The 25,961-nt window shown below is 67.8% G+C and carries 12 protein-coding genes; 10 read left to right on the top strand and 2 right to left on the bottom strand.

All coding sequences use genetic code 11. The features are described from left to right. Positions 1-168: 168 nt before the first annotated feature. The 9 genes from AC1G9L_RS14360 to AC1G9L_RS14320 all read left to right on the top strand — a co-directional run bounded on the left by AC1G9L_RS14360 (position 169) and on the right by AC1G9L_RS14320 (position 21,493). Positions 169-477 (top strand): flagellar basal body protein, encoded by a 309-nt coding sequence (locus tag AC1G9L_RS14360; protein WP_019801860.1) that lies wholly within the window; start codon positions 169-171, stop codon positions 475-477. Between the two features lie 150 nt (positions 478-627). Further along, the gene (locus tag AC1G9L_RS14355) at positions 628-2,994 is read left to right on the top strand and encodes a Tat pathway signal protein (RefSeq protein ID WP_481069368.1); all 2,367 of its coding nucleotides are present in this window, start codon (positions 628-630) and stop codon (positions 2,992-2,994) included. A gap of 333 nt (positions 2,995-3,327) precedes the next feature. Continuing rightward, positions 3,328-6,156 carry a TonB-dependent receptor domain-containing protein gene (locus AC1G9L_RS14350; RefSeq protein ID WP_019801590.1) on the top strand — a complete coding sequence of 943 codons (2,829 nt, stop codon included), beginning with the start codon at positions 3,328-3,330 and terminating at the stop codon, positions 6,154-6,156. Positions 6,157-6,161: 5 nt separating this feature from the next. Further along, the gene (locus tag AC1G9L_RS14345; protein ID WP_481069367.1) at positions 6,162-10,502 is read left to right on the top strand and encodes an Ig-like domain-containing protein; all 4,341 of its coding nucleotides are present in this window, start codon (positions 6,162-6,164) and stop codon (positions 10,500-10,502) included. Next, positions 10,499-12,094: a family 43 glycosylhydrolase gene (locus tag AC1G9L_RS14340; RefSeq protein WP_481069366.1), complete on the top strand. Its 1,596-nt coding sequence runs from the start codon at positions 10,499-10,501 to the stop codon at positions 12,092-12,094. Before AC1G9L_RS14345 ends, AC1G9L_RS14340 begins: the two co-directional genes overlap by 4 nt. A gap of 386 nt (positions 12,095-12,480) precedes the next feature. Next, positions 12,481-14,331, top strand: a complete 1,851-nt coding sequence (locus tag AC1G9L_RS14335; RefSeq protein WP_481069365.1) for an Svx/AvrXca family virulence/avirulence protein — start codon at positions 12,481-12,483, stop codon at positions 14,329-14,331. Positions 14,332-14,657: 326 nt separating this feature from the next. Further along, complete coding sequence (locus tag AC1G9L_RS14330; protein ID WP_481069364.1) at positions 14,658-17,072, top strand: beta-L-arabinofuranosidase domain-containing protein; 2,415 nt, start codon at positions 14,658-14,660, stop codon at positions 17,070-17,072. A 492-nt stretch (positions 17,073-17,564) separates the two neighbouring features. Continuing rightward, a complete protein-coding gene (locus AC1G9L_RS14325; protein ID WP_019799287.1) occupies positions 17,565-20,441 on the top strand; it encodes a TonB-dependent receptor domain-containing protein in 2,877 nt (958 codons plus the stop codon). A gap of 110 nt (positions 20,442-20,551) precedes the next feature. Beyond that, a complete protein-coding gene (locus AC1G9L_RS14320; RefSeq protein ID WP_481069363.1) occupies positions 20,552-21,493 on the top strand; it encodes a glycoside hydrolase family 43 protein in 942 nt (313 codons plus the stop codon). 43 nt (positions 21,494-21,536) lie between these two features. Here the strand turns inward: AC1G9L_RS14320 and AC1G9L_RS14315 are convergent, their stop codons facing one another. After that, entirely contained in the window at positions 21,537-22,559 is a 1,023-nt protein-coding gene (locus AC1G9L_RS14315) for an Ldh family oxidoreductase (protein ID WP_481069362.1), read from the bottom strand. Positions 22,560-23,298: 739 nt separating this feature from the next. Between AC1G9L_RS14315 and AC1G9L_RS14310 the strand changes: the two genes are divergently transcribed. After that, complete coding sequence (locus AC1G9L_RS14310) at positions 23,299-23,811, top strand: hypothetical protein (protein ID WP_481069361.1); 513 nt, start codon at positions 23,299-23,301, stop codon at positions 23,809-23,811. A gap of 243 nt (positions 23,812-24,054) precedes the next feature. Here the strand turns inward: AC1G9L_RS14310 and htpG are convergent, their stop codons facing one another. Then, positions 24,055-25,959: a molecular chaperone HtpG gene (htpG, locus tag AC1G9L_RS14305; RefSeq protein WP_019799692.1), complete on the bottom strand. Its 1,905-nt coding sequence runs from the start codon at positions 25,957-25,959 to the stop codon at positions 24,055-24,057. Positions 25,960-25,961: the final 2 nt, after the last annotated feature.

The raw sequence follows: 25,961 nt of genomic DNA, 5'->3' as shown, positions 1-25,961 counted from the left end.
CCCCTCTCCCGAAGGGAGAGGGGCTTTGGCTAGCGGCGCCGACGCGCCCGCTCTTGCCAATCCCCAATCCCCAATCCCGACTCCCCAATCCCGACTCCCCAATCCCACCCTCAAGCCCCCGCCAACTCCGCCGATAACCCGGCAAGTCTCCCTGCGCCTCGACCCGCCATGACCACCATCGCTGCCAGTTCCTCGATCGCGCTGTCAGGCATGCGTGCGGCGACGTCCGGCTTGCAGGTGCGTGCCAACAACATCGCCAATCTCGCCACCGACGGGTTCCAGCGTTCGGTGCCGGTGAACCAGGCGACCGCCGGCGGTGGCGTGGTCGGCCAGGTGCAGCAGGCCGACGGGCAGGGCAGCGATCTGGTCGACGACATGGTCGGCACGCTGACCGAACGCACCGCGTTCCAGGCCAACGCGCGCGTGCTGCGTGCGGCCGACGACAGCATCGGCAGCCTGCTCGACCTGCTCGCCTAGGCCGTCGCCGACGCGTCGCGCTCCCGCAACGCAGCATCGCCGCGACCTCGCGGCTATGCGGTTTTCCGCATCCATCCTCGGCACAGCGCACAAGACGCTGCGGCGCGCGCAGCGCACGATGCGACGATCGCATTGCATCGGGGACGGTAGATGGATCGGAGAGATTTCCTGCGGCAGGGCCTGGCCGTCGGCGCGGTTGCCGGCGTGGAAGCGCTGGCCGGGCGTGCCGCCGCGGCACCCACGGCGGCCAGTGCCGCGCGTGCGCCCGCACCGCCGCAACTGCAGCCGCTGACGGCCGACGCGCTGGCCGGGCACACCCTGCAATGCCGTTTCGTCGAGGCCGGCGCGACCTGGGAGGTGTACGAAGACCTGCGCCAGCCCGACGGCGATCTGACCCTGCGCGGGCCGGGCGGGGCGCTGGTGCTGGGCAAGCGCACCGAAGCGGTGTTCCCGGCCGCGCAGGCGCCGTACTTCGGCATGGCCCTGGCGGAGGTGGCGATGGCCGATGCCGACCTGCTCGCCGACCGCCTGCTGCGCGATGGCGACCCGCGCGCCGACGAGGTGCGCGACGTGGCGCCGCCGCCGGCCTCGCAACTGGATCCCAAGGACTACAACGGGCGCCTGCCGTGGACCACCTTCGTCGGCACCCGCGAATGCGCCGACACCATGCCGGTGTATCCGGACGGGCGCACCCGCTGCTACCGCGCGATCCAGGCGTTCCCGGAACTGGGCAGGGACGAACTGGTGCGGCGCCGCAGCGAAGGCCTGCTCGGCGGCTGGATGCCGGCGGTGCGCAAGGTGGTGCCGGCCGGCGAGGGCCGCTACTACGACATCCTGCTGTTCGCCGACGTGCTGGCCGAGGATCGCTTCGTGGTGCAGACCTGGCACCGCAGCGCGCTGGTCGAGCACGGCAAGGTCAGCAAGGTGGTGTACGGCTACAGCTATCCCGACTACCCGCCGCGGCGCGGCCCGCGCAGCGCCGAGGATTTCTACCGCGGCCTGCTCGCCTTCGCCGGCTACTGGCAGGCGCAGCTCGCCGACACCGTGCAGGCGCAGACCCCGGACCCGAGCTGGCGCGACATGGCGCGCTTCGCCTTCGCCCGCGAACTGGTGGTGCGCCCGGGCGGCACCTATCCCAAGTACGGTGCGGTGGACCGCGACTACTACGGCAACGAGTACGACGGCTTCCAGGACACCTTCACCAGTTCGCTGTACGCCAACCTGGAGTGGGGCCGCTTCGCCCAGGCCGCGGCGGTGCTGGACGGCTATTTCAGTGACTTCGTGCAGGCCGACGGCATGGTCAACATGCGCGGCCCGGAGACCGGGCAGTTCGGGCTGACCCTGTCGCTGCTGGCGCGCTACCTGCGCTACACCGGCGATGCCGCGCTGCTGCGCAAGCACCGCGACAAGATCGCCGCCACCGCGCAGGTGCTGGTCGAACTGCACGACGCCAGCCTGCGCCTGCCGGCATCGGCACCGGGGCATGGCCTGCTCCACGGCTGGAACGAATCCGATGCCTGCCTGTTCCCCGATCCGCAGGTGTGGTGGAAGCCGTACTACGCCAACAGCGCGCTGACGGTGCGCGGCTGGCAGGACCTGGCGGCGGTGTGGCCCGGCATCGCTGGGCCGGGCGGGCAGGCCGCCGCGGCGCAATGGCAGCGCCGTGCGCAGCAACTCTCGGCGCAGCTGCTGCGCACACTGCGCGGCAACATCCGCCGCGATCTGCAGCCGCCGTATATCGGCCCGTTGCCGGGGGTGAAGCTGACCTTCCGCCAGTCGCTGCAGCAGGAACATCCCAGTGAGCAGGGCTGGCCGCACCGCGCCTATGCCGAACTGCTGCAGGCCGACGTGCTGCCCGACGACCTGGCGCACCTGGTCATCGACTGCGTGCGCGGCCACGGCGGCACCAGCCTCGGTGTGGTCGGCAACATCACCGCGCCGACCCCGGAGGCGCGCGACCTGCTCGGCTTCATCTCCTACGGCTACGCGCAGCAGTTGCTGCGCCTGGACCGGATCGAGGAATACCTGCTGTTCCTGTACGCGCACCGCTTCCACGTGCATACCCGCGGCAGCTGGACCGCGGGCGAGGTCAGCGGCATCACCGGCGGCATGCCGCTGTTCTGCATCCCCGCGCAGCTGACCATTCCGTTGCTGCTGCGCTGGATGCTGGTGTTCGAGGACAGCGCCGGCGAGGAACTGTTCCTGGCGCGGGCGGTGCCGCGCGACTGGCTGGGCAGCGGCGAGACGATCGCGATCGACGCGGCGCCGACGCGCTGGGGCAGGGTGTCGCTGGCGCTGCACGCGGATCCGGCAAGCAAGCGCATCGACGGCCGCGTGACGCTGCCGGCGCAGCGGCCGGCACGCACCTGGCTGACCCTGCGGGTGCCGGCCGGCACCCGCCTGCAGGAAGTGCGGCTGGATGGGCAGCCGGCGGCGCTGTCCGGGCCGCACAACGAGCGCGTACTGGTGCCGGCCGGCAGCGCGGCGACGGTGGCGATTTCGGCCGTCTACGGCTGAGTGGCGAAAAAGTCGGAAACGTCCCGCCGGCCTGTGGGGCAGTGCGGTATTCCGCACGTTTTCCCGATAAATACGACAAGACGCCGTGCGCGTCCTACGCGCACATTGTGACCGTGCAGTGAATGTCCAGGGGGAGATTCGTTGCACGTCACCGGGGACGCAGCGCATGGGTCGTGCGCGTCGCCGTGCAGGCGGCGTCGGGATCGTCCCGTCCGGCGGCGCATGCGTGGACACGTCCGTTTTCGTATCCGCCACACGCGCTGGCGACGGGGCGCCCGCCTGGGGAAGGGCGGCGCTCCGACGAACGCCAGGCTGCCGCTCAGGAGATTTCCGATGCCGTCTTTGCTCGAACGCGTTGCGCCGCTGCTCCCGTGTTCCTGGCGCGCCGCGCCGCAGCCCGGTCCGCTGGCCGCGGCCATCTGCACCGCCCTGGCCCTGCTCGCGCCGGCAGCGCAGGCGCAGGAGGCGCAGACCCAGGACACCCAGGCGACCACCCTGGAACGGATCAGCGTCACCGGCAGCCACCTGCGCCGCGTCGATGCCGAGACCGCCAGCCCGGTCATCACCATCGACCGCCAGCGCATCGAAGACAGCGGCCAGGACACCCTAGGCCAGTTGCTGCAGCAACTGCCGGCGATGGCCGGCAACATGCCCAACGTCTCGCTCAATTCCGGCTTCAGCCATGGCCGCGCGCTGGTGTCGCTGCGCAACCTCGGCCCCGAGCGCACCCTGGTGCTGGTCAACGGCCACCGCATGGCCGGGCCGGCCAGCAGTGTCTCGGCCGCGCCCGGCGTGGACGTCAACGCGATCCCGGCGGCAATGGTCGAGCGCATCGAGGTGCTCACCGACGGCGCCTCGTCGGTGTACGGCTCCGACGCCATCGCCGGCGTGGTCAACATCATCCTCAAGGACAAGTACGACGGCTTCGCCGCCACCGCCGATTACGGCCTGAGCACGCACGGCGACGGCAACCGCCGCTCGCTCGGGCTGGAGTGGGGCAAGACCTGGGAGCGCGGCGGGCTGATCCTGGGCGTGAGCCGCAGCTCGATGAACGCGCTGTACGACAGCGATCGCGACTACGCGCGCACCGCGCAGAACTACCTCAACGGCCAGGTGGTCGAACGCCGCGGCAACGGTACCCGCGCCTTCCTCAGCAACGGCAGCGTGCTGACCCCCAATGCCGACCTGCCGCCGGGCCAGGTCACCGCCAGCGACTTCCACACCTACAGCCAGGCGGTGGAAGGCTACAACTCCTACACCGGGCAATACCTGATCACCCCGGTGCAGCGCACCAACGCCTCGGCGCACGCCAGTTTCGACTTCACCCCGAACGTGCAGGGCTACCTGGACATGTTCTGGACCCGCAGCGAGACCACCTCGCAGCTCACCGCCTACGGCCTGGAACTGCCCAACGCCGCGCAGAACTACTACAACCCCTTCGGCAGCCAGCTCAGCCGCTACCTGCTGCGCTCGGTGCCGGCCAACACCCGCGTCTACACCTCCACGATGTACCAGACCAACATCGTCGCCGGGTTGCGCGGCAAGTTCGGCGACAGCAGTTGGCAGTGGGACGCGGCGGCCGGCTACGCGCACTACAAGGACACCCTGGTGCGCAATGGCTTCTCCATCACCTCGGCGCTGAACAACGCGGTCGGCGCCTCGTTCCGCGACACCGACGGCACCGTCAAGTGCGGCACGCCCGGCAACGTCATCGCCGGCTGTACCCCGATCAACGTGTTCAACCCGGACGATCCGGCCACCATCGCCGGGATCAAGGCCACCCAGAGCGCGGTCGATCTGATCGACGAGAGCACGATGAAATTCGCCGAGGCCAGCGTCAACGGCGATCTGTTCGCGATGCCGGCCGGTGCGGTGCAGGCGGCGTTCGGCCTGTCGTTCCGCAAGAACGGCTTCTCGCAGGGTACCAGCAACCCGGTGGCGGCGGCCGATGCGGAAGGCAACTGCGACTACAACGACGGTTGCATCATGAACCAGGGCCACGACGAGACCATCAAGGAGGCCTACGCCGAAGTGCTGGTGCCGCTGCTCAAGGGCGTGACCGGCGCGCAGGCGCTGAACCTCAACCTGGGCACGCGCTACTCGCGCTACGACTACTGGGGCAGCACCACCAACAGCAAGGTGGCGCTGGAATGGCGGCCGATCGACAACCTGCTGATCCGCGCCACCGGCTCGCAGGTGTTCCGCGCGCCGGCGCTGGGCGATCTGTACGGCTCGCCGTTCAACGGCGTGGTCGACGACGCCGGGACCTACACCGATCCGTGCAACGGCTACACCGGCGGCGGCAACCCCGCGGCCTGCGCCAACGTGCCGACCAACGGCAGCTTCGTCAACAGCTCGTCCTTCACCGTGCTCACCACCGGTTCGGCCAACGCGGGCTTTGCGATCAAGCCCGAGCAGGGCCGCTCCTACAACATCGGCGCGGTGTACGACCCAGGCTGGGCCGAGGGCCTGTCGTTGAACCTGGACAGCTGGCGCGTCACCCTGGACGACATGATCAACGGCACCGGCCTGGATCAGGTGCTGCAGAACTGCTACGACGGCCAGAGCGCCTATTGCCCGCTGATCAAGCGCGGCCCCACCGGGCAACTGGTCAGCGTCACCGTGCCGTTCGCGATCAACAGCGGCAAGGTCGACATCCGCGGCGACGACGTCGGCATCAAGTACGCCTTGCCGGAGACGGCGTGGGGCCGCTTCCGTGCCGGCGTCGATGCCACCTACCTGTCCAGCTACAAGTTCAGCGGCGATCCGCACAACTACGTGGGCGAACAATCCAGCTACGGCAACATGCCGCGCTGGCGCGCCAACTTCACGCTCGACTGGGACAACGGCCCCTGGCACGCCAGCTGGAACACGCGCCTGATCGGGCGCACCACCGTCGGCAGTGCCTACGAGGACTTCTGCGTCAATACCGCCGCCGACGGCAGTTGCGTGTACTTCCCGGTCGGCACGGTGACCTACCACGACGCCAGCGTGAGCCGGAAGTTCGAGAGCCTGCATACCACCCTGGCGCTGGGCGTGAACAACCTCGGCAATCGCACGCCGCCGCGCTACTACGGCTATGCCAGCGCGGCCAACACCGATGCGTTCACCTACGACACGCTGGGGCGTTACTTCTGGGCGCGGATCAGGACCGAGTTTTGAGTCGCATGCCCGTCCCTGGCGGCGCCGCATCGCGGGTGCGGCGCGGTGCCGCCGTTGTCCTGGGGTGCCTGCTGTGCGTCGCTGCCGCGGTGGCGGCAGCGGCCAACGCCGGCGATCAGTTGGACCGCGATGGCGAAGGCCTGCAGCCCAGCAACGCCGCGATCGGGATGCCGCGCTTCAGCGGCGATGCGCATCCCTTGCCGGACAGCGGCGTGGCGTTCGCGCCGGGGCAGGCGCAGGGCCAGTTGCAGCGCGTGTTCGCCGCCGACCTGGCGGCGGGTGCCGGCCGCGCGCCCGGCCGCGATTTCTGGATCGACCGCCTGCTGGCGCGGCAGGGCACCGGCGGCGGCTTCGGCGACAGCAACAACTGGCTGTTCACCCGCGGCCGCGCCGCCTACCTGTACACGCACAAGCCGGAGGAGCCTGGCTTCGTCGGCGACGTGGCCTACGTGCACAAGACCGGCCACGACGCGCTGTTCCGCCTGCAACTGGAGCGCGACGGCGTGCCGATCGCGCTGGTCGAGGACAGTGCGCAGCGGCGGCAGACGCCGAGCTATTTCAGCAGCGTGTACGCAGGCGGCGGCGTGCGCCTGCAACTGGTCAAGTTCATCAGCGAGCAGAACGTGGCGGTGGCCGAGTTCACCGTGTCCAGCACCGACGGCGCGGCGCATGCGCTGACCGCGCGTGCGGTCTCGCCGATGGCCACGCATCCTGACGGTGCCGAACTGACCGGCGCCTTCGTCACCCACAACGCCATCACCACGCTGTTCCCGCGGCTCTCCGGCGACGGCTTTGCGGTCGATGGCGCAAGCATCGCGCGGCCGCTGGCGGTGCCGGCGCATGGCGCCGCGCCGACGCTGAAGGTGCAACTGGGGCTGATCGCGCGCGAACTGCCGGCCGCACAGCAGGAATACCGGCGCATCGCCGCGCAGTCGTCGCAGCAGGCCTACCGCGACCACGTCGTCGCCTACAACCGCTGGTGGGCCGACAACCTGCCGTACCTGGACACGCCCGAGGACAATCTCGACAAGACCCTGTTCTACCGCTGGTGGTTGTTGCGCTTCAATTTCCTGGACGCGGCGGTACCCGGCAACGACTACCAGTTCCCGGTGGCGATCGAAGGCGTGCTCGGCTACGACAACGCCATCGTGCTCACCACCGGCATGTTCATCGACGACCTCAAGTACCTGCGCGATCCGCTCTACGCGTACGGCTCCTGGCTCGGCGCCGGCGAGACCGCCGGCGGCGGCAAATACGTGGACAATCCAGGCGCGCCGGAGAACTGGTCCAACTCCTACGCGCAGTACCTCAGCGCTGCCGCCTGGCGCGCCTACCAGGTGCACGGCGGGCCGCCGGCGATCGCCGGGCAACTGGCGCGCTACGCCAGCGACGACGTGGACGCGCTGCTGCGCGCCTACGACCGCAACGGCAACGGCCTGATCGAATACGACTGGGCGGCGATGACCGGCAACGACGCCGACGCGGTGTCCTTCGACTGGGCCAAGCGGCATGGCGCGCCGCGCATGGATCGCAGCGAGAGCGCGTACGTGTACGCCAATGCGCTGGCCGCCGCGCAGGCCGCGCAGTTGGCCGGCGATGCCGCCACGGCCACGCGCATGCAGGCGCTGGCGGCGAAGATCCGCCGCGCCGTGCTGGACGTGCTGTGGCAGGACCACAGTGCACAGGCCGACGGCATGGGCCTGCACGGCGACCTGCTCAAGCAGCGCCAGGCCGACGGGCCGCGCCTGCCGGTGGACTGGAAGGAAACCAACAACTATTACCCCTTCAGCGTCGGCCTGATGCCCAGGCACGGCGATGCCGACGACGACCCCAAGTACGTGCGCGCGCTGCGCCTGTTCGCCGATGCGCGGCAGTTCCCGCTGTTCCCGTTCTACACCGCCAACCAGGCCGATGCGCAGGCGCGCGGCGCCGGCGGCAGCAACAATTTTTCGGTGATCAATTCCACCGTGGCGTTCCGCCTGCTCGGCAGCGTGTTGCGCGATTACCAAAGCCCGTACCTGGACGCCTCCAGCTACCGCAGGCTGTTGTACTGGAACGCGTGGGCGCACTACATCGACGGCGACAACCGCTACCCGGACCAGAACGAGTTCTGGGCGCAGGGCAGCGCCGCCGATGGCGGCCGCATCGGCTATCGCTCGTGGATCCACCACACCCAGCTCGGCGCCACCAACTTCACCGTGATCGAGGATGCGATGGGTCTGCGCCCGCGCAGCGACGCCCTGATCGAGCTCTATCCCATCGACATCGGCTGGGGCCATTTCGCCGCCGACCGCCTGCGCTATCGCGATCGCGACCTGAGCATCGTCTGGGATCGCGATGGCCGCCACTACGGCGGAGCGGCGCCGAAGGGCTATTCGCTGTACCTGGATGGCCACCTGGCCTTCACCGTCGACCGCCTGGCGCACGTGCTGTACGACCCGGCCAGCGGCCGCGTGCAGGCGTTGCCGGATGTGGTCAATGCCGGTGCCGCGCAGATGCAGGTGCTGGCCGCGCATCGGCTGGCATTGCAGGCGCCGCAGCAGGTGCGGTTTCCAGGCCAGGCGCGGATCGGTGCGGTATTCGCCGATGCCGGGCTCGACATCGCGCTGCCGCCCGGCGCGCGCAATCTGGCGCAGGATGCGGCGGTCAGCGCGAGCTATGCGGCCGACGGGTTCCCGGCCACGGCCGCGGTCGACGGCAGCACCGCCAACGAACCGTTCTGGGGGACCGCCGGTTCGCCTGCCGCCAGCGACTGGCTGGAACTGGATCTGCAGCGCCCGCAGACCCTGGACGACGTGCGCGTGTATTTCTATCGCAGTTCGTCGCCGCCCGGCGAACAGCACGGCTTCCCGTCGGGCACGCGCGCCGGCTACGCGCCGCCGTGGCTGTACGTGCTGCAGTACTTCGACGCCGGCGTGTGGAAGACCGTGCCGGGCCAGGTGCGCGATGCGCCGATCGCACAGGGCAACCGCAACCGCATCCGTTTCCCGCCGCTGCGCGCGCAGCGCTGGCGCGTGCAGGTCACGCATGCCGGCCCGCTGCGCACCGGCATCAAGGAGATCCAGGCCTATGCCAGCGGCGTCCCGGCGCCGGCGGTGCACGGCAACCAGGCGCCGCAGGTCGAGGCCTGGCAGGAAGACGGCAGCAGTGCCGGCGGCGTGGTGCGCCTGGCCGGGCGGGTCGGCGACGACGCGCTGCCGAACGGCACGCTTTCCCTGCACTGGCGCATGCTGCAGGCACCGCCCGGCGGTGCGGCGTTGTTCGAGCAGCCGCAGGCGGCCACCACGCAGGTGCGCTTCACCGCGCCCGGCGCCTACACCCTGCAGTTGCAGGCCGACGATGGCGCGTTGCAAGGGCACGCCGAGGTCGCGGTGATCGTGGCAGCGGCCCCGGCCGGGCAGACCCTGCAGGTGCAGGGCGAGGCCACGCCGAGCGCGCAATTCACCGCCGGCCATCACCGCCTGCAGGCGCTCAACGATGGGCTGCTGCCGGCGCCTGACCAGGTGCCGGCCGCCGACCGCCGCTGGGGCAGTTGGGGGCGCGCGCAGCCGGCCTCGGTGTGGGTGCAGTACGAGTGGCCGCAACCGCAACGGCTGAACGCGGCGGCGCTGTATTTCTGGGACGACCAGCCGCAGGGCGGGGTGGCGTTGCCGCGCGCGTGGACGCTGCAATACCGGGACGGCACACAGTGGCGCGACATCGTCGTGCGCGGCGGCTATCCGGTGCAGGGCGATGGCGCGCCGAGCCGGGTGACGTTCGCGCCGGTGGTCACCACGGCCTTGCGCGCGGTGCTGCAGACCGCGACGCAGGGAGAAGGTCACTACGCGGTCGGCCTGGACGAATGGCAGGTGTTCGCCGAGCGTGCGGTGGCGACCGAAGCGGTGGACGTGCGCATCGCGCCCGGGCAGGCGCCGACGCTGCCGGCACGCATCGCCGGCTACTTTGCCGACGGCCGTTGGGCCTGGCTGGGCGTGCGCTGGTCGCAGGTCGATGCGGCGGCGCTGGCCGGCGAGGGCCGCGTGCAGGTGCAGGGCCTGGCCGACGGCGGCGTGCCGGTGACGGCCAGCATCTGGGTCCGCGCGACCGCGCCGGGCCAGCTCACCACCGTGCAGGCGCCGCCGCCGCTGCACGTGCCTGCGGGGCAGGCGCCGGTGCTGCCGGAACTGGTCTCCGTGCAGTACAACGACGGCTCGCGCGAGCGCGTGCCGGTGCGTTGGGCGCCGCTGGCGCCGGCCGCCTCTGCCAAGCCCGGTCGCCTGAGCGTGGTCGGGCAGGCGCAGGGGCGCGAGGGCAGCGGCGAGTTGCCGGTGCGGCTGGAGCTGGTGATCGAGGCGGAGGCGCCATGAGTCGCCAGCCGTTGCGCAGAGCCGCTGTGTGTCTGTTGCTGGCATGCGTTGGCTGCATCGGCCTGGTCGCGGCTGCCGCACCGGCAGTGCCGCGGTCGCGGCAGGTGCAGGCGCCGGGCAATCCGATCCTGGCCGACGGCCGCGACTATGCGGCCGATCCGGCGCCGCTGGTCGCCGACGGCAAGCTCTACATCATCGCCGGCCGCGACGAAGCGCCGCCGGAGCTCAACGACTTCGTCATGGACCGCTGGCAACTGCTGGTCACCGACGACGTCGGCAGCGGTCGTTGGACCTACTACCCGGCACTGCTGCGTCCGCAGCAGGTGTTCGCCTGGGCCGCGCCCGGGCATGCCTACGGCGCGCAGATCGTGCAGGGCCCGGACCGGCGTTACTACCTGTATGCGCCGGTGCAGGAAGCGCACTCGCGCAATGCCGATCCGTTCGCGATCGGCGTGGCAGTGGCCGACAGCCCAGTGGGGCCGTGGCACGACGCGCATCCGCAGGGACCGATCCTGTCGCAATCGCTGCCGACGCCCAACGCCATCCAGAACATCGACCCGACCGTGCTGGTCGATGACGACGGGCGTGTGTACCTGTACTGGGGCACCTTCGGCAAGCTGTTCGGCATCGAACTGGAACGCGACATGGTGACGCCGAAGGGGCAGCCAGTGGCGGTGACCACGCTGGACGGCTACTTCGAGGCGCCGTGGCTGTTCAAGCGCAACGGCGCCTACTACATGGCCTACGCCGGCAACCATGCCGGTCCGGATTCGGACTGCACGCCCACGCTGTACCACGCATGCATCGCCTACGGCAGCGCGCCGTCGCCGCTGGGGCCATGGACCTATCGCGGCGTGATTCTGCCGCCGGTGTCCTCGACCACCTCGCACTCGGGCATCGTGCAGTTCAAGGGACAGTGGTATCTGGTCTACCACACCGCCGACGCCAAAGGCGGCGGGCATTTCCGCCGCAGCGTGGCGATCGACCGATTGCAGTGGGACGACACCCGGCAGCCGGCGCGGATCCTGCCGGTGGTGGCCACGCGCCGGCCGCAGCCGCCGCTGCCGCCGCAGCGCAACCTCGCCCGCTATGCGCGGGCCAGCGCGTCCAACGGCCCGGACATCCCGCACCAGTACTGGATCGCCGCGCTCAACGACGGCCGGGTCAAGCGCAATCCGTTGCCGCCGCAGCTATGGGGCAGTTGGACGCCGCACAATCCACCGCAGCAATGGCTGCAGTACAGCTGGGCGCAACCGGTGACGCTGCAGGGCAGCCGCATCCTGTTCTGGGCCGATCATCCGCCGGGCGCGGACAGCGGCGTGGCGCCGCCGGCGCGCTGGCGACTCGAGTACCGTCGCGACGGCCGCTGGTGGCCGCTGGTAGAAAGTACGCGCGCACCCGTCGCCGGCCGCTGGCAGACGCTGCGCTTCGCGCCGGTGACCACGCGCTGCGTGCGCGCCGTGCTGGACGCCGCCGGCAGCGGCGAGCACTACGCGGCGCTGGCGGTGCAGGAGTGGGAGATGCTGGCGCCGCAGGCGCAGCGCCTGCCGCAGGCCACCGCCGCGGATGCGCAGCGCTGCGACGCGCCTTGAAGCGAGGCAGGGATGCCGATTGCGCCAACGTCGCCGACCTTCACGTGCGTTTCAGTGGCGAGCACGCTGCAGACATCGGCCGCAGTTGCCGGCCGCATCATGTTCCTGTCGTGACGCCAGTTTGATTTTCGGAATGTGTGCGGAATTAGCCCGATTCCGTGGGGATAACCGTAAGGTGGATTGCGTTTCGCTGCATTAGTCTGCCCACGGGCTAGCGATATGCGCGTGGCTGACGCCGCCTGTTGTCGGCGTTCTGCCGGCCGCGTTCCTCTACCGGCATGCCATCGGGGTGATGGCGGATCATCCATCACGGCAGGCTGTTGCAGCGCATCGCGTGTCGCTCGCCCAATCCATCCACTGTCATCGACCAAGAGGAGTGTGGAGCCGTGAAAATTGCTGCTTCTCGATTCGTGCGTCTGGTGTCCACGGTGTGCCTGTCGGCCGTTTTGGCGCTGGCTGCGCAGTATGCGCATGCGGCGGCCGCGGCCGCCTGCACCGCCGGTCACTGGATCGCCAATCCCGACGACACCGACATGCCGGCCGTTCGCTACGAAACCCAGCACTTCGCGTTCCGCTGGAAGGACGGACAAGCGGTTTCGCAGGACGACGTGACCTCCGCAGCCAAGGAGCTGGAGCTGATCTGGGACGACTACATGGGGCGCGTCGGGTTTCCCGAGCCGTACTGCAACACGGGAACGAAGTACAAGGTCAGCGTCTACCTCGACCACAGCTTCGGCCTGAACGGCGGTACTTCCGCCAGCGGCGGCATGGGCATGTGGATCAATCCGGACCAGTTGGGCTATCACTGGGGCCTGGCGCATGAATTGACCCATGGATTGCAGGGCAGTACCGGCGGCTTGCGCGATTCGCCGTACGTCGGCTGGATCTGGGAATCGCATGCCAACTGGATGGCGCATCAGTATTTCCACGACGACGTACAGTGCTCGGAGATGTTGGTGAACTACCCGCATCTCTATCTTGGCTCGACCCGCGACCGTTACTGCAACTGGCAATTCATGGAGTACCTCAAGGATCGTTTCGGTTACGCGATCATCAACGATCTGTGGGCCAAGGCGCCCAAGCCCGGCGATTCGCGCCAGGCCGATGCCGATCCGTTCTCGATCATCCGCGACAACATGGGCTGGAGCCAGTCGCAGCTCAACGATGTGCTGGGCCAGTGGGCCATGCACAATGTGACCTGGGACTACACCGACCCGGACGGTCGCGACCATGGCGCCGTGATGCGCCAGCAATACGGCAGCAATACCGCGTTCGATCCGGAAAACCTGGCCGATGAGACCAATCGCGATCGCGCACTGCGCCTGACCCAACTGGATCCGGTGCAGGGCCAGACAGGCGTCTACCAAGTGCCGTTCGACTGGGCGCCGCAGCGTTGGGGCTACAACCTGGTCCGGCTGGTTCCCGCCCAGGGCGCCGGGGCAGTCGTGGTGCGATTCCACGGCGACGTGCAGCAGGCATCGGCGGTCGACACCTTGCCTGGGCTGGCGAACGATCCCGATCGCATCGGTACGCCGGATTCGGATTGGCGCTGGGGCCTGGTCGCGATCGATGCCAACGGCAAGCCGCGCTACAGCGCGCTGCAGCAAGGCGCCGAGGCCTCGCTGCCGTTCCAGCTCCGCAGCGGCGACAGCGACCTGTATCTGGTGGTGATGGGGACGCCGAGCAAGATGCAGAAGATCAAGTGGGATCAGTCCTACTATTCGGTCTACCGCTACCCGTGGAGCGTCACGTTGGAGAACGCGTATCCGTCGGGCCAGCAGCCCGGTGCGCCGACGCCGACGCGCGTGGGCGGCCGTCACCCCAACGGCGGTGGCTGGGTCGCCCAGAACGCGTATGTCGCGTCGACCGCCTATGTCGGCCCGCATGCGCGGGTGCTGGGGGGCAAGGTGCTGGGCGATGCGCGCATCGAGGATCATGCGACGATCCTGGGCGGGCAGGTGCAGGACGGCGCCGTGGTCGGTGGGTTGAGCCTGCTGCAGGACGGGGTGACGGTGAAGGATCGCGCCCAGTTGCATACGGTGTTCAAGCCGGCGGGGGCGTTCGGCGGGTTCACGCTGTCCGGCTCTGCGCAGTTGCGTGGCGACGTCGAGCAGCGCGGCGCGTCGGCCAGCAAGGGCGTGTTCTACGGCTACGTCGATGCGGATACGGTGACCGATCCCGACTATGGCGCCGACCTGACCGACGCGGTGCCAGAGGTCACGGCGAAGCCGCAATGATCGACCGGCAATGACTGCCAGGCGGTGTCGCAGCGGATGCAAGGTGCATTCGCTGCGACACCGCCGCAGTTTCCCGGTGCCGTGCGCGTTCGCCGGCGCTGCCCGCAGGGCGTGGTCGCCTGTGGCAGGCGATGTGGTGATTCGGCAGAAATCCGCATCTGCACGCGTCAGTGGGGACAAGACGCGCTGTCACCCGGATGACACAGTGACCATGGATGCGCTGGTCGTTGCCCTGCGGCGTCGGCGCCCCGACATTTCACACAGGAGCAGTCCATGCCTCGATGCGTTTCTTTCCCGCATGCCGCCTCGCACGCGGGAGGCCGGCGATGAGCGGGCAGGGCACGCATCGGCATGGCGCCGCCTGCGCGCACGCAGCTGCCGACGCGGCCGGCGCCGCGCTGGATCCTTCGCGGCGCCGCTTCCTGCAATGGAGCGCACTGGCGGTGGCCGCCGGGCTGCTGCGCTTCCCGCTGGATGCCGCCGCGTCCACGCCCGGGCGGGTGCAGGCGCTGCCCCTGCAGCAGGTCACGCTGAAACCCTCGCTGTTCCTGGACTCGCTGCAGACCAACCGCCGCTACCTGCTGGAACTGGAGCCGGACCGCCTGCTGCACAACTTCCTGCAGTACGCCGGCCTGCCGCCGAAGGGCGCGGTGTACGGCGGCTGGGAGGGCGACACCATCGCCGGCCACACGCTGGGCCACTACCTCAGCGCACTGGCGAAGATGCATGCGCAGACCCGCGACCCGGTGCTGCGCGAACGCATCGACTACATCGTCGCCGAACTGGCGCGTGCGCAGGCGAAGGACCCGGACGGCTACGTCGGCGGCTTCACCCGCAAGAACGACAAGGGCGAGATCGAGGGCGGCAAGGCGGTGCTGGAGGACGTGCGCCGCGGCATCATCAAGGGCAGCAAGTTCAATCTCAACGGCAGCTGGTCGCCGCTGTATACCCAGCACAAGCTGTTCGCCGGCCTGCTCGATGCGCATGCGTTGGCCGGCAGCAAGCAGGCGCTCGAGGTGCTGCTGCCGCTGGCCGCCTACACCGCCGGCGTGTTCGACGCGCTCGACCACGCGCAGATGCAGACCCTGCTGGACACCGAGTTCGGCGGGCTCAACGAGTCCTATATCGAACTGGGCGCGCGCACCGGCGATGCGCGCTGGGTTGCCGTCGGCAAGCGCCTGCGCCACGAAAAGGTGATCGACCCGGCCGCGGCCGGGCGCGACGAACTGCCGCACATCCACGCCAACACCCAGGTGCCCAAGTTCATCGGCGAGGCGCGCCAGTTCGAGGTCGCCGGCGATGCCGATGCGGCCGCGGCGGCGCGCTTCTTCTGGGAGACGGTGACCGCGCACTACAGCTATGTGATCGGCGGCAATGCCGACCGCGAGTATTTCCAGGAGCCGGACACCATCGCCGCGTTCCTGACCGAGCAGACCTGCGAGCATTGCAACAGCTACAACATGCTCAAGCTGACCCGGCACCTGTACCAGTGGACGCCGCAGGCGCGCTACTTCGACTACTACGAGCGCACGCTGCACAACCACACGATGGCCGCGCAGCATCCGGCCACCGGCATGTTCACCTACATGACGCCGATGATCAGCGGCGGCGAGCGCGGTTTCTCCGACAAGTTCGATTCGTTCTGGTGCTGCGTCGGCAGCGGCATGGAAGCGCACGCGCAGTTCGGCGATGCGATCTACTGGCAGGACGCCACCTCGCTGTACGTCAATCTCTACATTCCCTCGCGGCTGGATTGGACCGAGCGAGATCTGGCGCTGGAACTGGACAGCGGCGTGCCCGACAACGGCAAGGTGCGCCTGCAGGTGCTGCGCGCGGGAGAACGCGCGCCGCGGCGCCTGCTGTTGCGGGTGCCGGCCTGGTGCCAGGGCCGCTACACGCTGCGCGTGAACGGCAGCCCGGCACGGGCCGCGCTGGTTGATGGCTACCTGACGCTGGAGCGCGACTGGCGCGCCGGCGACGTGATCGACCTGGACCTGGCCACGCCGCTGCGGCTGGAACACGCCGCCGGCGATGCGGACACCGTGGTAGTGATGCGCGGGCCGCTGGCGCTGGCCGCCGACCTGGGGCCGGTGAGTACACCCTACGACGCGCCGGATCCGGCGCTGGTGGCTGCGGCCGATCCGCTGCGCGGCTTCGCCGAACTGCCGCAGCCCGGTCATTTCCTGGCCAGCAGCACGCAGCCGCCGGGCCTGACCTTCGTGCCGTTCTACGCGCAGTACGAGCGCCGCAGTGCGCTCTATTTCAAGCGCATGGGCCCGACCCAGTGGGCGCAGGAATCCCAGCGGCGGGCGCGCCGCCAGGCCGAGCAGGACAAGCTGCGTGCGATCGCGGTGGACATGATCCAGTTCGGCGACGAAGCCTCCGAGCAGGCGCACCATTTGCGCAGCGACACCTCCTTCGGCGGCGCCTACCGCCGCCAGCAGTGCCGCGACGTGCGCGGCAAGGGCTTCGTCGAGTTCCGCATGCGCGGCAGCGCGCAGCCGCTGGCGCTGCGGCTGCGCTTCTGGGGCAGCGACAAGGGCCGCTTCAACATCCTGGTCAACGGCAAGCTGGCGGTGGAAGTGGCGGTGGAGCGCGGCCAGGTGATCGATTTCGTCGACCGCGACTACCCGTTGCCGCCGGAACTGACGCGCGATGCGCAGCCGCTGACCGTGCGCATCGAGCCGCAGCACGGCGACACCGCCGGCCCGCTGTTCGGCGGTTGGCTGATCCCGGCGTGACCGCAACCAGCGGCATCGCCGTGCGCAGCGATGGCAGTGTGTGCCTGCCGTGTCGTGTCTGCGCGACACAACGCCATGCCTCGTCACGAGCGCCGCATGCAGGCGCGCAGCCCCGCACGACCATGCATGATTCCGCATGCGAAACCGCGAATCGCGACAAGACGCGGGCGTGCGCACACGGCACAGTGTGACCGCGTGATGAAAATCTGATCGCATCGTCGTACCGGCCGTGGCGCCGGCGCGCGCCACCGGAGCGCCGCCATCGTCGTCGGACGTCATCGCAGGAGCGGGGAGCCGCGCACGGCCGTGCGCGCAGGAGATCGGCTTCCCCGTTGTGCGCCAGGCCGTCGTGGTCCGGTGCAGGCACGCCACCGCAGGCGCCGCGCAGGCGCCACCGTCCAGCAGGTCCGTTCGTCGGCATGGCACCGGCGTGGCGTCGTTCGGCCTGCGTTTTTCGCTGTTTTGTCTCGCCACTTTCCAGGAGCCCGCCCCATGTCGTTTCCGCAGCCACGCCCTTCCTTCCGTCATGCCGCGACGCCGCTGGCGCTGGCAGTCGCCACCGCCCTGTCGCTGGGGAGCGCAGGGGCGGCGCAGGCGCAGGAGGCGAGCGCCGACAGCGCCACCCAGACCCTGGACAGTATCGTGGTCACCGGCTCGCGCCTGCGCCGCGTCGATACCGAGACCGCCAACCCGGTGGTGACCATCAGTCGCGCGCAGATCGAAGCCACCGGCAAGGCCACGCTCGGCGACCTGGTGCAGGAACTGCCGTCGATCGCCGGCAACGCCACCAATCCCAACACCAACAACGGCGGCGGCACCGGCGCCTCGGTGATCTCGCTGCGCGGCCTCGGCGAGAAGCGCACCCTGGTCCTGGTCAACGGCACGCGCCTGGCCAGCAACGACGTCAATGCGATCCCGGCGACCATGATCGAGCGGGTGGAAGTGCTCAGCGACGGCGCCTCGGCGGTGTACGGCTCGGACGCGATCGGCGGCGTGGTCAACTTCATCCTGCGCAAGGGCTTCGACGGCGTCGAGGCCAGCACCGATTTCGGCACCAGTTCGCGCAGCGACGGCAACCGCCGCAACTTCTCGCTCACCGCCGGCAAGACCGGCGAGCGCGGCAGCATCGTCGCCGGCCTGTCCTACCACGACATCGACCCGGTCTCGGCCGGCGCGCGCGCGTATTCCAAGGACGCGCTATCGCTGATCGACGGGGTCGGGGTGAAGCAGGGCTCCTCGGCCACGCCGACCGGCAGCATCAGCTTCAACGACGGCTCTGCCGCGGCCAAGGCGCTGGCGGCCAGCAACGGCTGTTCGCGGGTCACCTTCAACGGCGGCAGCAGCAGCCCGACCAACTCCAGCCAGTACCACTGCTACGTCGCCTCCACCGATTCCTACAACTACCAGCCGTACAACCTGCTGCAGACCCCGCAGGAACGCACCAACGCCTTCGTGCTCGGCAGCTACCGCTTCAGCGACCACCTGGAAGGCTACGTCAACACCTATTTCAGCAAGACCACCTCGTCCTCGATCATCGCGCCGATCCCGATCTTCGCCAACGGCGACAACTTCCTGGTCTCCTCCGCCAGCTACTACAACCCGTTCGGGGTCAACTTCGGCACCGACCGCAGCACCGGCACCTCGTACAACAACTTCAACACGCGCGCCACGGTGCTGGGCAACCGCCGCTACGAGTACAACACCTACAATTTCCAGATCAATCCGGGCCTGCGCGGCAGCTTCGGCGACAGTTCCTGGCAGTGGGATGCCAGCCTCAACTACGGCAAGATCAAGCAGAAGTCGATCAACTACGGCTTCCTCGACTACGCCGGCTTCAATGCCGCGGTGGGGCCGTCGTTCCTGGCCGCCGACGGCACCGTCAAGTGCGGCAGTGCCGGCGCGGTGATCGCCGGCTGCACCCCGATCGACGTGTTCAACCTCAACGCCGCCAGCAACAAGGCCGCGCTGGAAGCGCTGGTGGTCAACCCGATCGTCACCAACGTCTATACGGTCAAGCAGTTCGAGGCCAACGCCAACGGCGAACTGTTCGCACTGCCCGCCGGCACCGCGAGCCTGGCCGTGGGTGTCTCCTATCGCAAGGAAAGCACCAGCACCGCCGCCGATCCGCTGTGGACCGGCGACGAGAACGGCATGTGCGGCGTGATCGAGTACTGCGCCTCGGTGCTCGGCGGCAGCTTCAGCGTCAAGGAAGCCTATGCCGAAGCGCTGTTCCCGTTGCTGGCCGGGTTGCCCGGCGTGCACTCGCTCAACCTGACCGTGGGCAGCCGTTTCTCCGACTACGACACCGTCGGCAGCAAGACCAACAGCAAGGTCTCGCTGGAGTATCGCCCGATCGAGAACCTGCTGTTGCGCGGCACCGCCTCGCAGGTGTTTCGTGCGCCCAACATCAGCGAGCTGTATGCCGGCGTGGCCGGCGACGCGCCGTCGGTCACCGATCCGTGCAACGGCTATACCGGCGGCCATGCCGCGGCCTGCGCCAACGTGCCCACCGACGGCAGCTACCAGCAGTCCGACAACCAGGTCGGCGCCAAGGCCTCCGGCGCGGCAGTGGCCGGCTACCAGCTCAAGCCGGAGACCGGCATGTCCTACGACTTCGGTGTGGTCTACGACCCGGGTTGGGTCGAGGGCCTGTCGATGAGCGCGGACCTGTGGAAGATCAACCTCAAGGACACCATCACCCAGGTCTCGGCGCAGACCGTGCTCAACCAGTGCTACGCCAACGACGCCAGCGCGTTCTGCGCGCTGATCCACCGCAACGACAACGGCACCATCAACTACATCGCCGAGCCCACCGTGAACCTCGGCAAGCTGTGGGCCAGCGGTGCTGATTTCAGCCTCACCTACCGCCTGCCGGACACCGCCTGGGGCAACTTCAGCGCCGGCCTCAACGGCACCTACGTGATCCGCTACGACATCAACCCCGACACCACCGACGCCAGCACCGTCACCATCCACAACGCCGGCAAGTACACCTACGCCTACGGCAACTTCCCGCGCTGGCGTGCACTGGGAACCTTGAACTGGAACCTCGGCGACTGGAGCGCGTCGTGGCGCGTCCGCTACATCGGCCGCACCGAGATCGGCAGCGCCGATACCCGCCAGAGCCTGTCGGCCGATGCCGACCAGCCCGCCGTGGTCCGCGACATCGGCGCCTACGTCTACCACAGCGTGCAGGTGGGCTATCAGGTCAAGCCGTGGAACACCCGCTTCGAAGTGGGTGTGGACAACCTGGCCGACCGGCAGCCGCCGCTGTACTACGCCAACAACGTCACCAACGCCAACACCGACGTGGCTACCTACGATCTGCTCGGCCGCTACTACTGGGCGCGGGCGACGGTGAAGTTCTGAGCGTGCCTTCCAGCAGTCCGACCCGGGACGTTGCAGCGCCCGTCGCAGGCGGGCGTCTGCGCAAGCGCAGCGTGATGTGGGGCTGCGCGCTGCTGCTGGCGGCCCCATGCATGGCGGCTGCCGGTGCCGGGCAGATCCGCCCCGGGGCGGTGTGGAGCGATCGCCAGGGCGTTGCCATCAACGCCCATGGCGCCGGCGTGCTGCGCGACCGCGACGGCGCCTACTACTGGTTCGGCGAATACAAGACCGCCGGCGCGGGCGGCAATACCGCCCAGGTGGGCGTGTCGGTGTATCGGTCGCGCGACCTGTTGCATTGGGACAACCGCGGCATCGCGCTGCAGGTGGCCGATGACCGGCAGTCCGATATCGCCAAGGGGGCCGTGATCGAGCGTCCGAAGGTGCTGTACAACGCAGCCACCGGCCGCTACGTGATGTGGTTCCACCTGGAGCGGCCAGGGCAGGGCTACAAGGATGCACGGGTGGGGGGCGCGATGGCCGAGCGGGTGGACGGGCCGTACCGCTACCTGCGTTCGTTCCGGCCCAATGGCCAGGAGTCGCGCGACATGACCCTGTTCCAGGACGACGACGGCAGCGCTTACCTGTTCTACAGCTCCGAAGGCAACGCGACGATGCATGTCACCCGCTTGCGTCCGGATTACCTGGACACCGAGCCGGCATTCGCGCGCATTTTCGTCGAGCGCTGGCTGGAGGCGCCGGCGGTGTTCAAGCATGCAGGGCGCTACTACTTCCTCGGTTCCGAATGCACCGGCTGGAAGCCCAATACGGCGCATGGCGCCACCGCGCCGTCGCCGACCGGACCGTGGACCGAGTTCGGCAATCCGGCCCTTGGCGAGGACGCGGCGCTGACCTTCCACAGCCAGAGCGCCTATGTGCTGCCTTGGCCGGGACGGCCAGGGCATTTCATCTATCTTGGCGACCGCTGGAATCCCGGCAATCCCATCGATGGGCGCTATGTCTGGTTGCCGTTGGCGCTGGATGGCCAGGGCTTCCGGATCGATTGGCGCGCTGCCTGGTCGCCTGCGCGGCACTGAGCGCAAGCGATGTCTGGCGCGCCCATGCCGTAGCCGCGCCGGTTTACTCCAGCAACGTCAGTAGGTCCCGATGCAGATCGCGCGGAATCCGCACACCCTCGTGGAGGCTGCGTGCTCGCGCCTCATAGCGGCGTTGCGAGGGCAGCCGCGCACCGGTGTCCTGGTAGGCGGCGAAGAACGCCTCGGCGCGTGCCATGTGCGTGACCCGCTCGGCGCCCAGGAACCGCGCCGGATCCAGCGCCAGAATCAGTTCGCCGTGGTAGGGCGCTGCGCCGGCACCGGCGTCGTGGGCCAGCGATTCGGCGCTGGTCAGGTCGCCGATCAAGGGCCCGGCGATCAGTTCGATCATCGCGGATAGCGCCGAGCCCTTATGGCCGCCGAAGGTCAGCATCGCGCCGCCGTCGGCGACCGCGGCCGGATCGGTGGTCGGCGCGCCCGCCGCGTCCACGCCCCAGCCTTCGGGAATCGGCTGGCCGGCGCGGCGGCGCAGCTCGATCTCGCCACGCGCCACCGCGCTGGTGGCGAAGTCGAACACGAACGGCGGCGCGTCGACGCGTGGCCAGCCGAACGCCAGCGGGTTGGTGCCCAGCAGCGGCGTGCGCCCGCCGGCCGGCGTGACCCAGGCGTGGCTGGGATTGCAGATCAGCGCGACCAGCCCGGCCTCGGTGATGCGTTCGACTTCCGGCCACAGCGCAGAGAAATGCACGCAATGGTTGATCGCCAGCGCCGCCAGGCCATTGGCATGGGTCTTCTCGATCAAAAGCGGCAGCCCACGCTCGAACGCCAGCAGCGAGAATCCACCGCGTGCATCGACCCGCACGATGCCGGGCGCATGGTCGTGCACGACAGGCTCGGCATCGCCCACCACCTTGCCGTTGCGCAGCGTCGCCACGCAGCCGAGCGTCCGGTACAACCCGTGAGAGGCGCAGCCGTCGCGTTCGCCGGCGACGATGGTGTGGGTGAGCGCCTGCACGTGCGCCGGGCTGAAGCCGGCGTGGGTCAGGATGCGTTCGACCAGGGTGGTGGCCTGGTCCAGGGACAGGGGGATGGTGTCGCTGGGGTTCATCGAAGAGGACGGTCCGGAAATGTCATGGATTCTCGCGCTCACGGCGCTTCGTGAGAAGCCTGGGAGCGCCACGCCACCTGGAGGCCCCATCTGCGCACCGAGCATTGCCGTGCCTACCCTGTCTCACATCCGAACCCACGAAACGACTGATCACTCAGGATGGCGCAGTTGACCTGATCAGGACGTTGAACGTTTCGCGTAGGCGAGGCCACTCATCTGGCGCCTGAAATTCCTTGACATCCATCCCTGAGCTCACTCGATAATTCGAGAGGGTCATCATAGGGTCTTGCAAGGATTTTGTCTGAGCGGGCAGTGCGGAGATTTCAATGCGCGCCGATACGCAATTCATGGCCTGGTGATCGATGAAGACGAAGGTTGCAAGATTTTTCGTAATCCCGAGTTTTCTTGTCGGGATGACCATGATTTTTGTTGTCAGGCCCTACATTTCGTGAATTTTAATTTCCGAAAGTCCTGGTGTTGCGAATTATTCGATCGGCAAGATCTACGAATATAATCAGCATGGGCATGTAGTGTTTTTGAGTTGGCTTGACCTTTTTCTGATGAACGCTGTGGCCGCCATAGGCCTCGCTTTCTTGTTGGTCTGCGGACTTTTGTTGAAATCAATGGAAAAAGATTTGATTTAGATTGCAAGTCGTTAGGCTGTGGTGTCTTTGGGTGGTCGAATGTGGCGGGAATTTTTGGATAATGGCAAGGAGGGGTGGGTGTGAGAAGTGCGCTAATGCTGGCTTTTGGCTTGATGATTTTTCCTTTTCTGGCGCATGGGTCATCTCCTTCAAATAGATCAATACAGAAGCTGTTCGACACATCGACGGCCGTGATCGCTGGAAAAGTCGTGGGAATTAATGGGTCGTGTCCTGAGGCGGGGTATTGCAATCCAATATATGTGGTATCACTTGAGCGGGAGACTATGTCGACATTGAAGTCGCCTGGGGTCTCCTCGGTAGGATATGATAAATTCTGCTCGAGTGTTCAACTGGAGATGGGTCAGACGTATACGGTGTTCTTGGAGTCCGCCAGTGAATTCAACACCGGTGATTCAAAAAAGTGCCCTCTCGTTGTCGATCTGGATGGTGTGTTCGAGAAAATTGGGTCTGACGTATATCGTGTTGGATCCCCGGAGGCGCAGCTGCTTGTTGACTTCGAGGGTAATAAATATTTGACCAATGCGGTTGTCGAGCCTGATTTTGAGAATTTACTTGAATCTCTGTCAGGTGCGAAAGGCTCGAAGTAGCTTCTTAAGTGGCCGTCTCTCAAGAGCCTCGCATCATCTTGTATGGCAAGCCTTTGCGTCGGCGGGAGCGTGCCCACCGGTTTATGCGGGCGGTGGCTGCAAAACCCATGCTGGAAGTGTTTTGCCGGCGAGGTGTTCTCCCGGCGAATCTGCCTCGCGGTTGCCGTTCGCTTACGCACGATCCAGAAAAAGCGAAGCCGGCGAGTCGCCGGCTTCGTTCTCTACACACGTCGCAATCAAGGCTTACACCGACAACTCCAACAACAACTTGTTGAGCCGACGCACATACGCCGCCGGATCCTTCAGGCTGTCGCCCGCCGCCAACGCCGCCTGATCGAACAGCACCTTGGCCAGGTCGCCGAAGCGCTCGCCGTCGGCTTCCGCGTCCAGCTTCTCGATCAGCGGGTGCGCGGGGTTGAACTCGAACACCGGCTTGCTCTCAGGCAGCTTCTGGCCGCTGGCTTCGAGGATCTGCCGCATCTGCAGGCCCAGGTCGCCCTGGCCGATGGCCAGGATCGCCGGCGAGTCGGTCAGGCGGTGCGAGACGCGCACTTCGGAGACGTCGTCCTTCAGCACGTTCTGGATGCGCTCGACCAGGCCCTGCTTGGCCTTGGCGGCTTCTTCCTTGGCCTGCTTCTCTTCTTCGCTGTCGAGCTTGCCCAGGTCCAGGTCGCCGCGCGCCACGTCGACGAAGGACTTGCCGTCGAACTCGGTGAGGTAGCTCATCAGCCACTCGTCGATGCGGTCGGTGAGCAGCAGCACTTCGATGCCCTTCTTGCGGAACACTTCCAGGTGCGGGCTGTCCTTGATCTGCGCGTAGCTCTCGCCGGTCAGGTAGTACAGCTTGTCCTGGCCTTCCTGCATCCGCGCCACGTAGTCGGCCAGCGAGACGTTCTGCGTGCCGTCGCTGCCGTGGGTGGAGGCGAAGCGCAGCAGCCCGGCGATCTTCTCGCGGTTGCCGAAGTCCTCGGCCGGGCCTTCCTTCAGCACCTGGCCGAAGTTCTTCCACACGCCCTGGTAGCGCTCGGCGTCGTCCTTGGCCAGCTTCTCCAGCATATCCAGCGCGCGCTTGGTCAGTGCCGACTTCATCGAGTCGATCACCGGGCCGGACTGCAGGATTTCGCGCGAGACGTTCAGCGGCAGGTCGCTGGAATCGACGATGCCCTTGATGAAGCGCAGATACAGCGGCAGGAACTGCTCGGCCTGGTCCATGATGAAGACGCGCTGCACGTACAGCTTGAGCCCGCGCGAGGCGTCGCGCTGGTACAGGTCGAACGGCGCGCGGCCGGGCACGTACAGCAGCGAGGTGTACTCCAGCTTGCCCTCGACCTTGTTGTGGCTCCACGCCACCGGGTTCTCGTGGTCGTGGGCGATGTGCTTGTACAGCTCCTGGTATTCCTCGTCCTTGATCTCGGTGCGCGGCCGTGTCCACAGCGCGCTGGCGCGGTTGACGGTTTCCCATTCCGGGGTTTCGGGCTTGTCCTTGTCCTCGCCGTAGTGTTCCTTGTGAAACTCAATCGGCAGGGCGATGTGATCGGAATACTTGCGCACGATGCCGCGCAGCTTCCAGCCGTCGGCGAAGTCCTTCTCGTCGTCCTTCAGGTGCAGCACGATGCGGGTGCCGCGCTCGGCCTTCTCGATGGTGGCGACCTCGAACTCGCCTTCGCCGCGCGAGGACCAGTGCACGCCTTCGCTGGCCGGCAGCCCGGCGCGGCGGCTGTACACGTCGACCTGGTCGGCGACGATGAAGGCGCTGTAGAAGCCCACGCCGAACTGGCCGATCAGGTGCGAGTCCTTCTTCTGGTCGCCGGACAGGTGCTTGAGGAACTCGGAGGTGCCGGACTTGGCGATGGTGCCCAGGTGCGCCACGATCTCCTCGCGGCTCATGCCGATGCCGTTGTCGTCGATGGTGACGGTGCCGGCCTCCTTGTCGAAGCCGATGCGGATGCGCAGTTGCGCATCGCCGTCCAGCAGCTCCGGCTTGACGAGCGCCTCGAAGCGCAGCTTGTCGGCGGCGTCGGAGGCATTGGAGATCAGCTCGCGCAGGAAGATCTCCTTGTTGGAATACAACGAATGGATCATCAGCTGCAGCAGCTGCTTGACCTCGGTCTGAAAGCCCAGGGTTTCTTTTTGGGTTTCCACGCTCATCG

This window comes from Xanthomonas sp. NCPPB 1132 (assembly GCF_056629235.1).
Note: the sequence above shows the minus strand (reverse complement) of the source record. Positions and strands in the feature narration are given on the sequence as shown.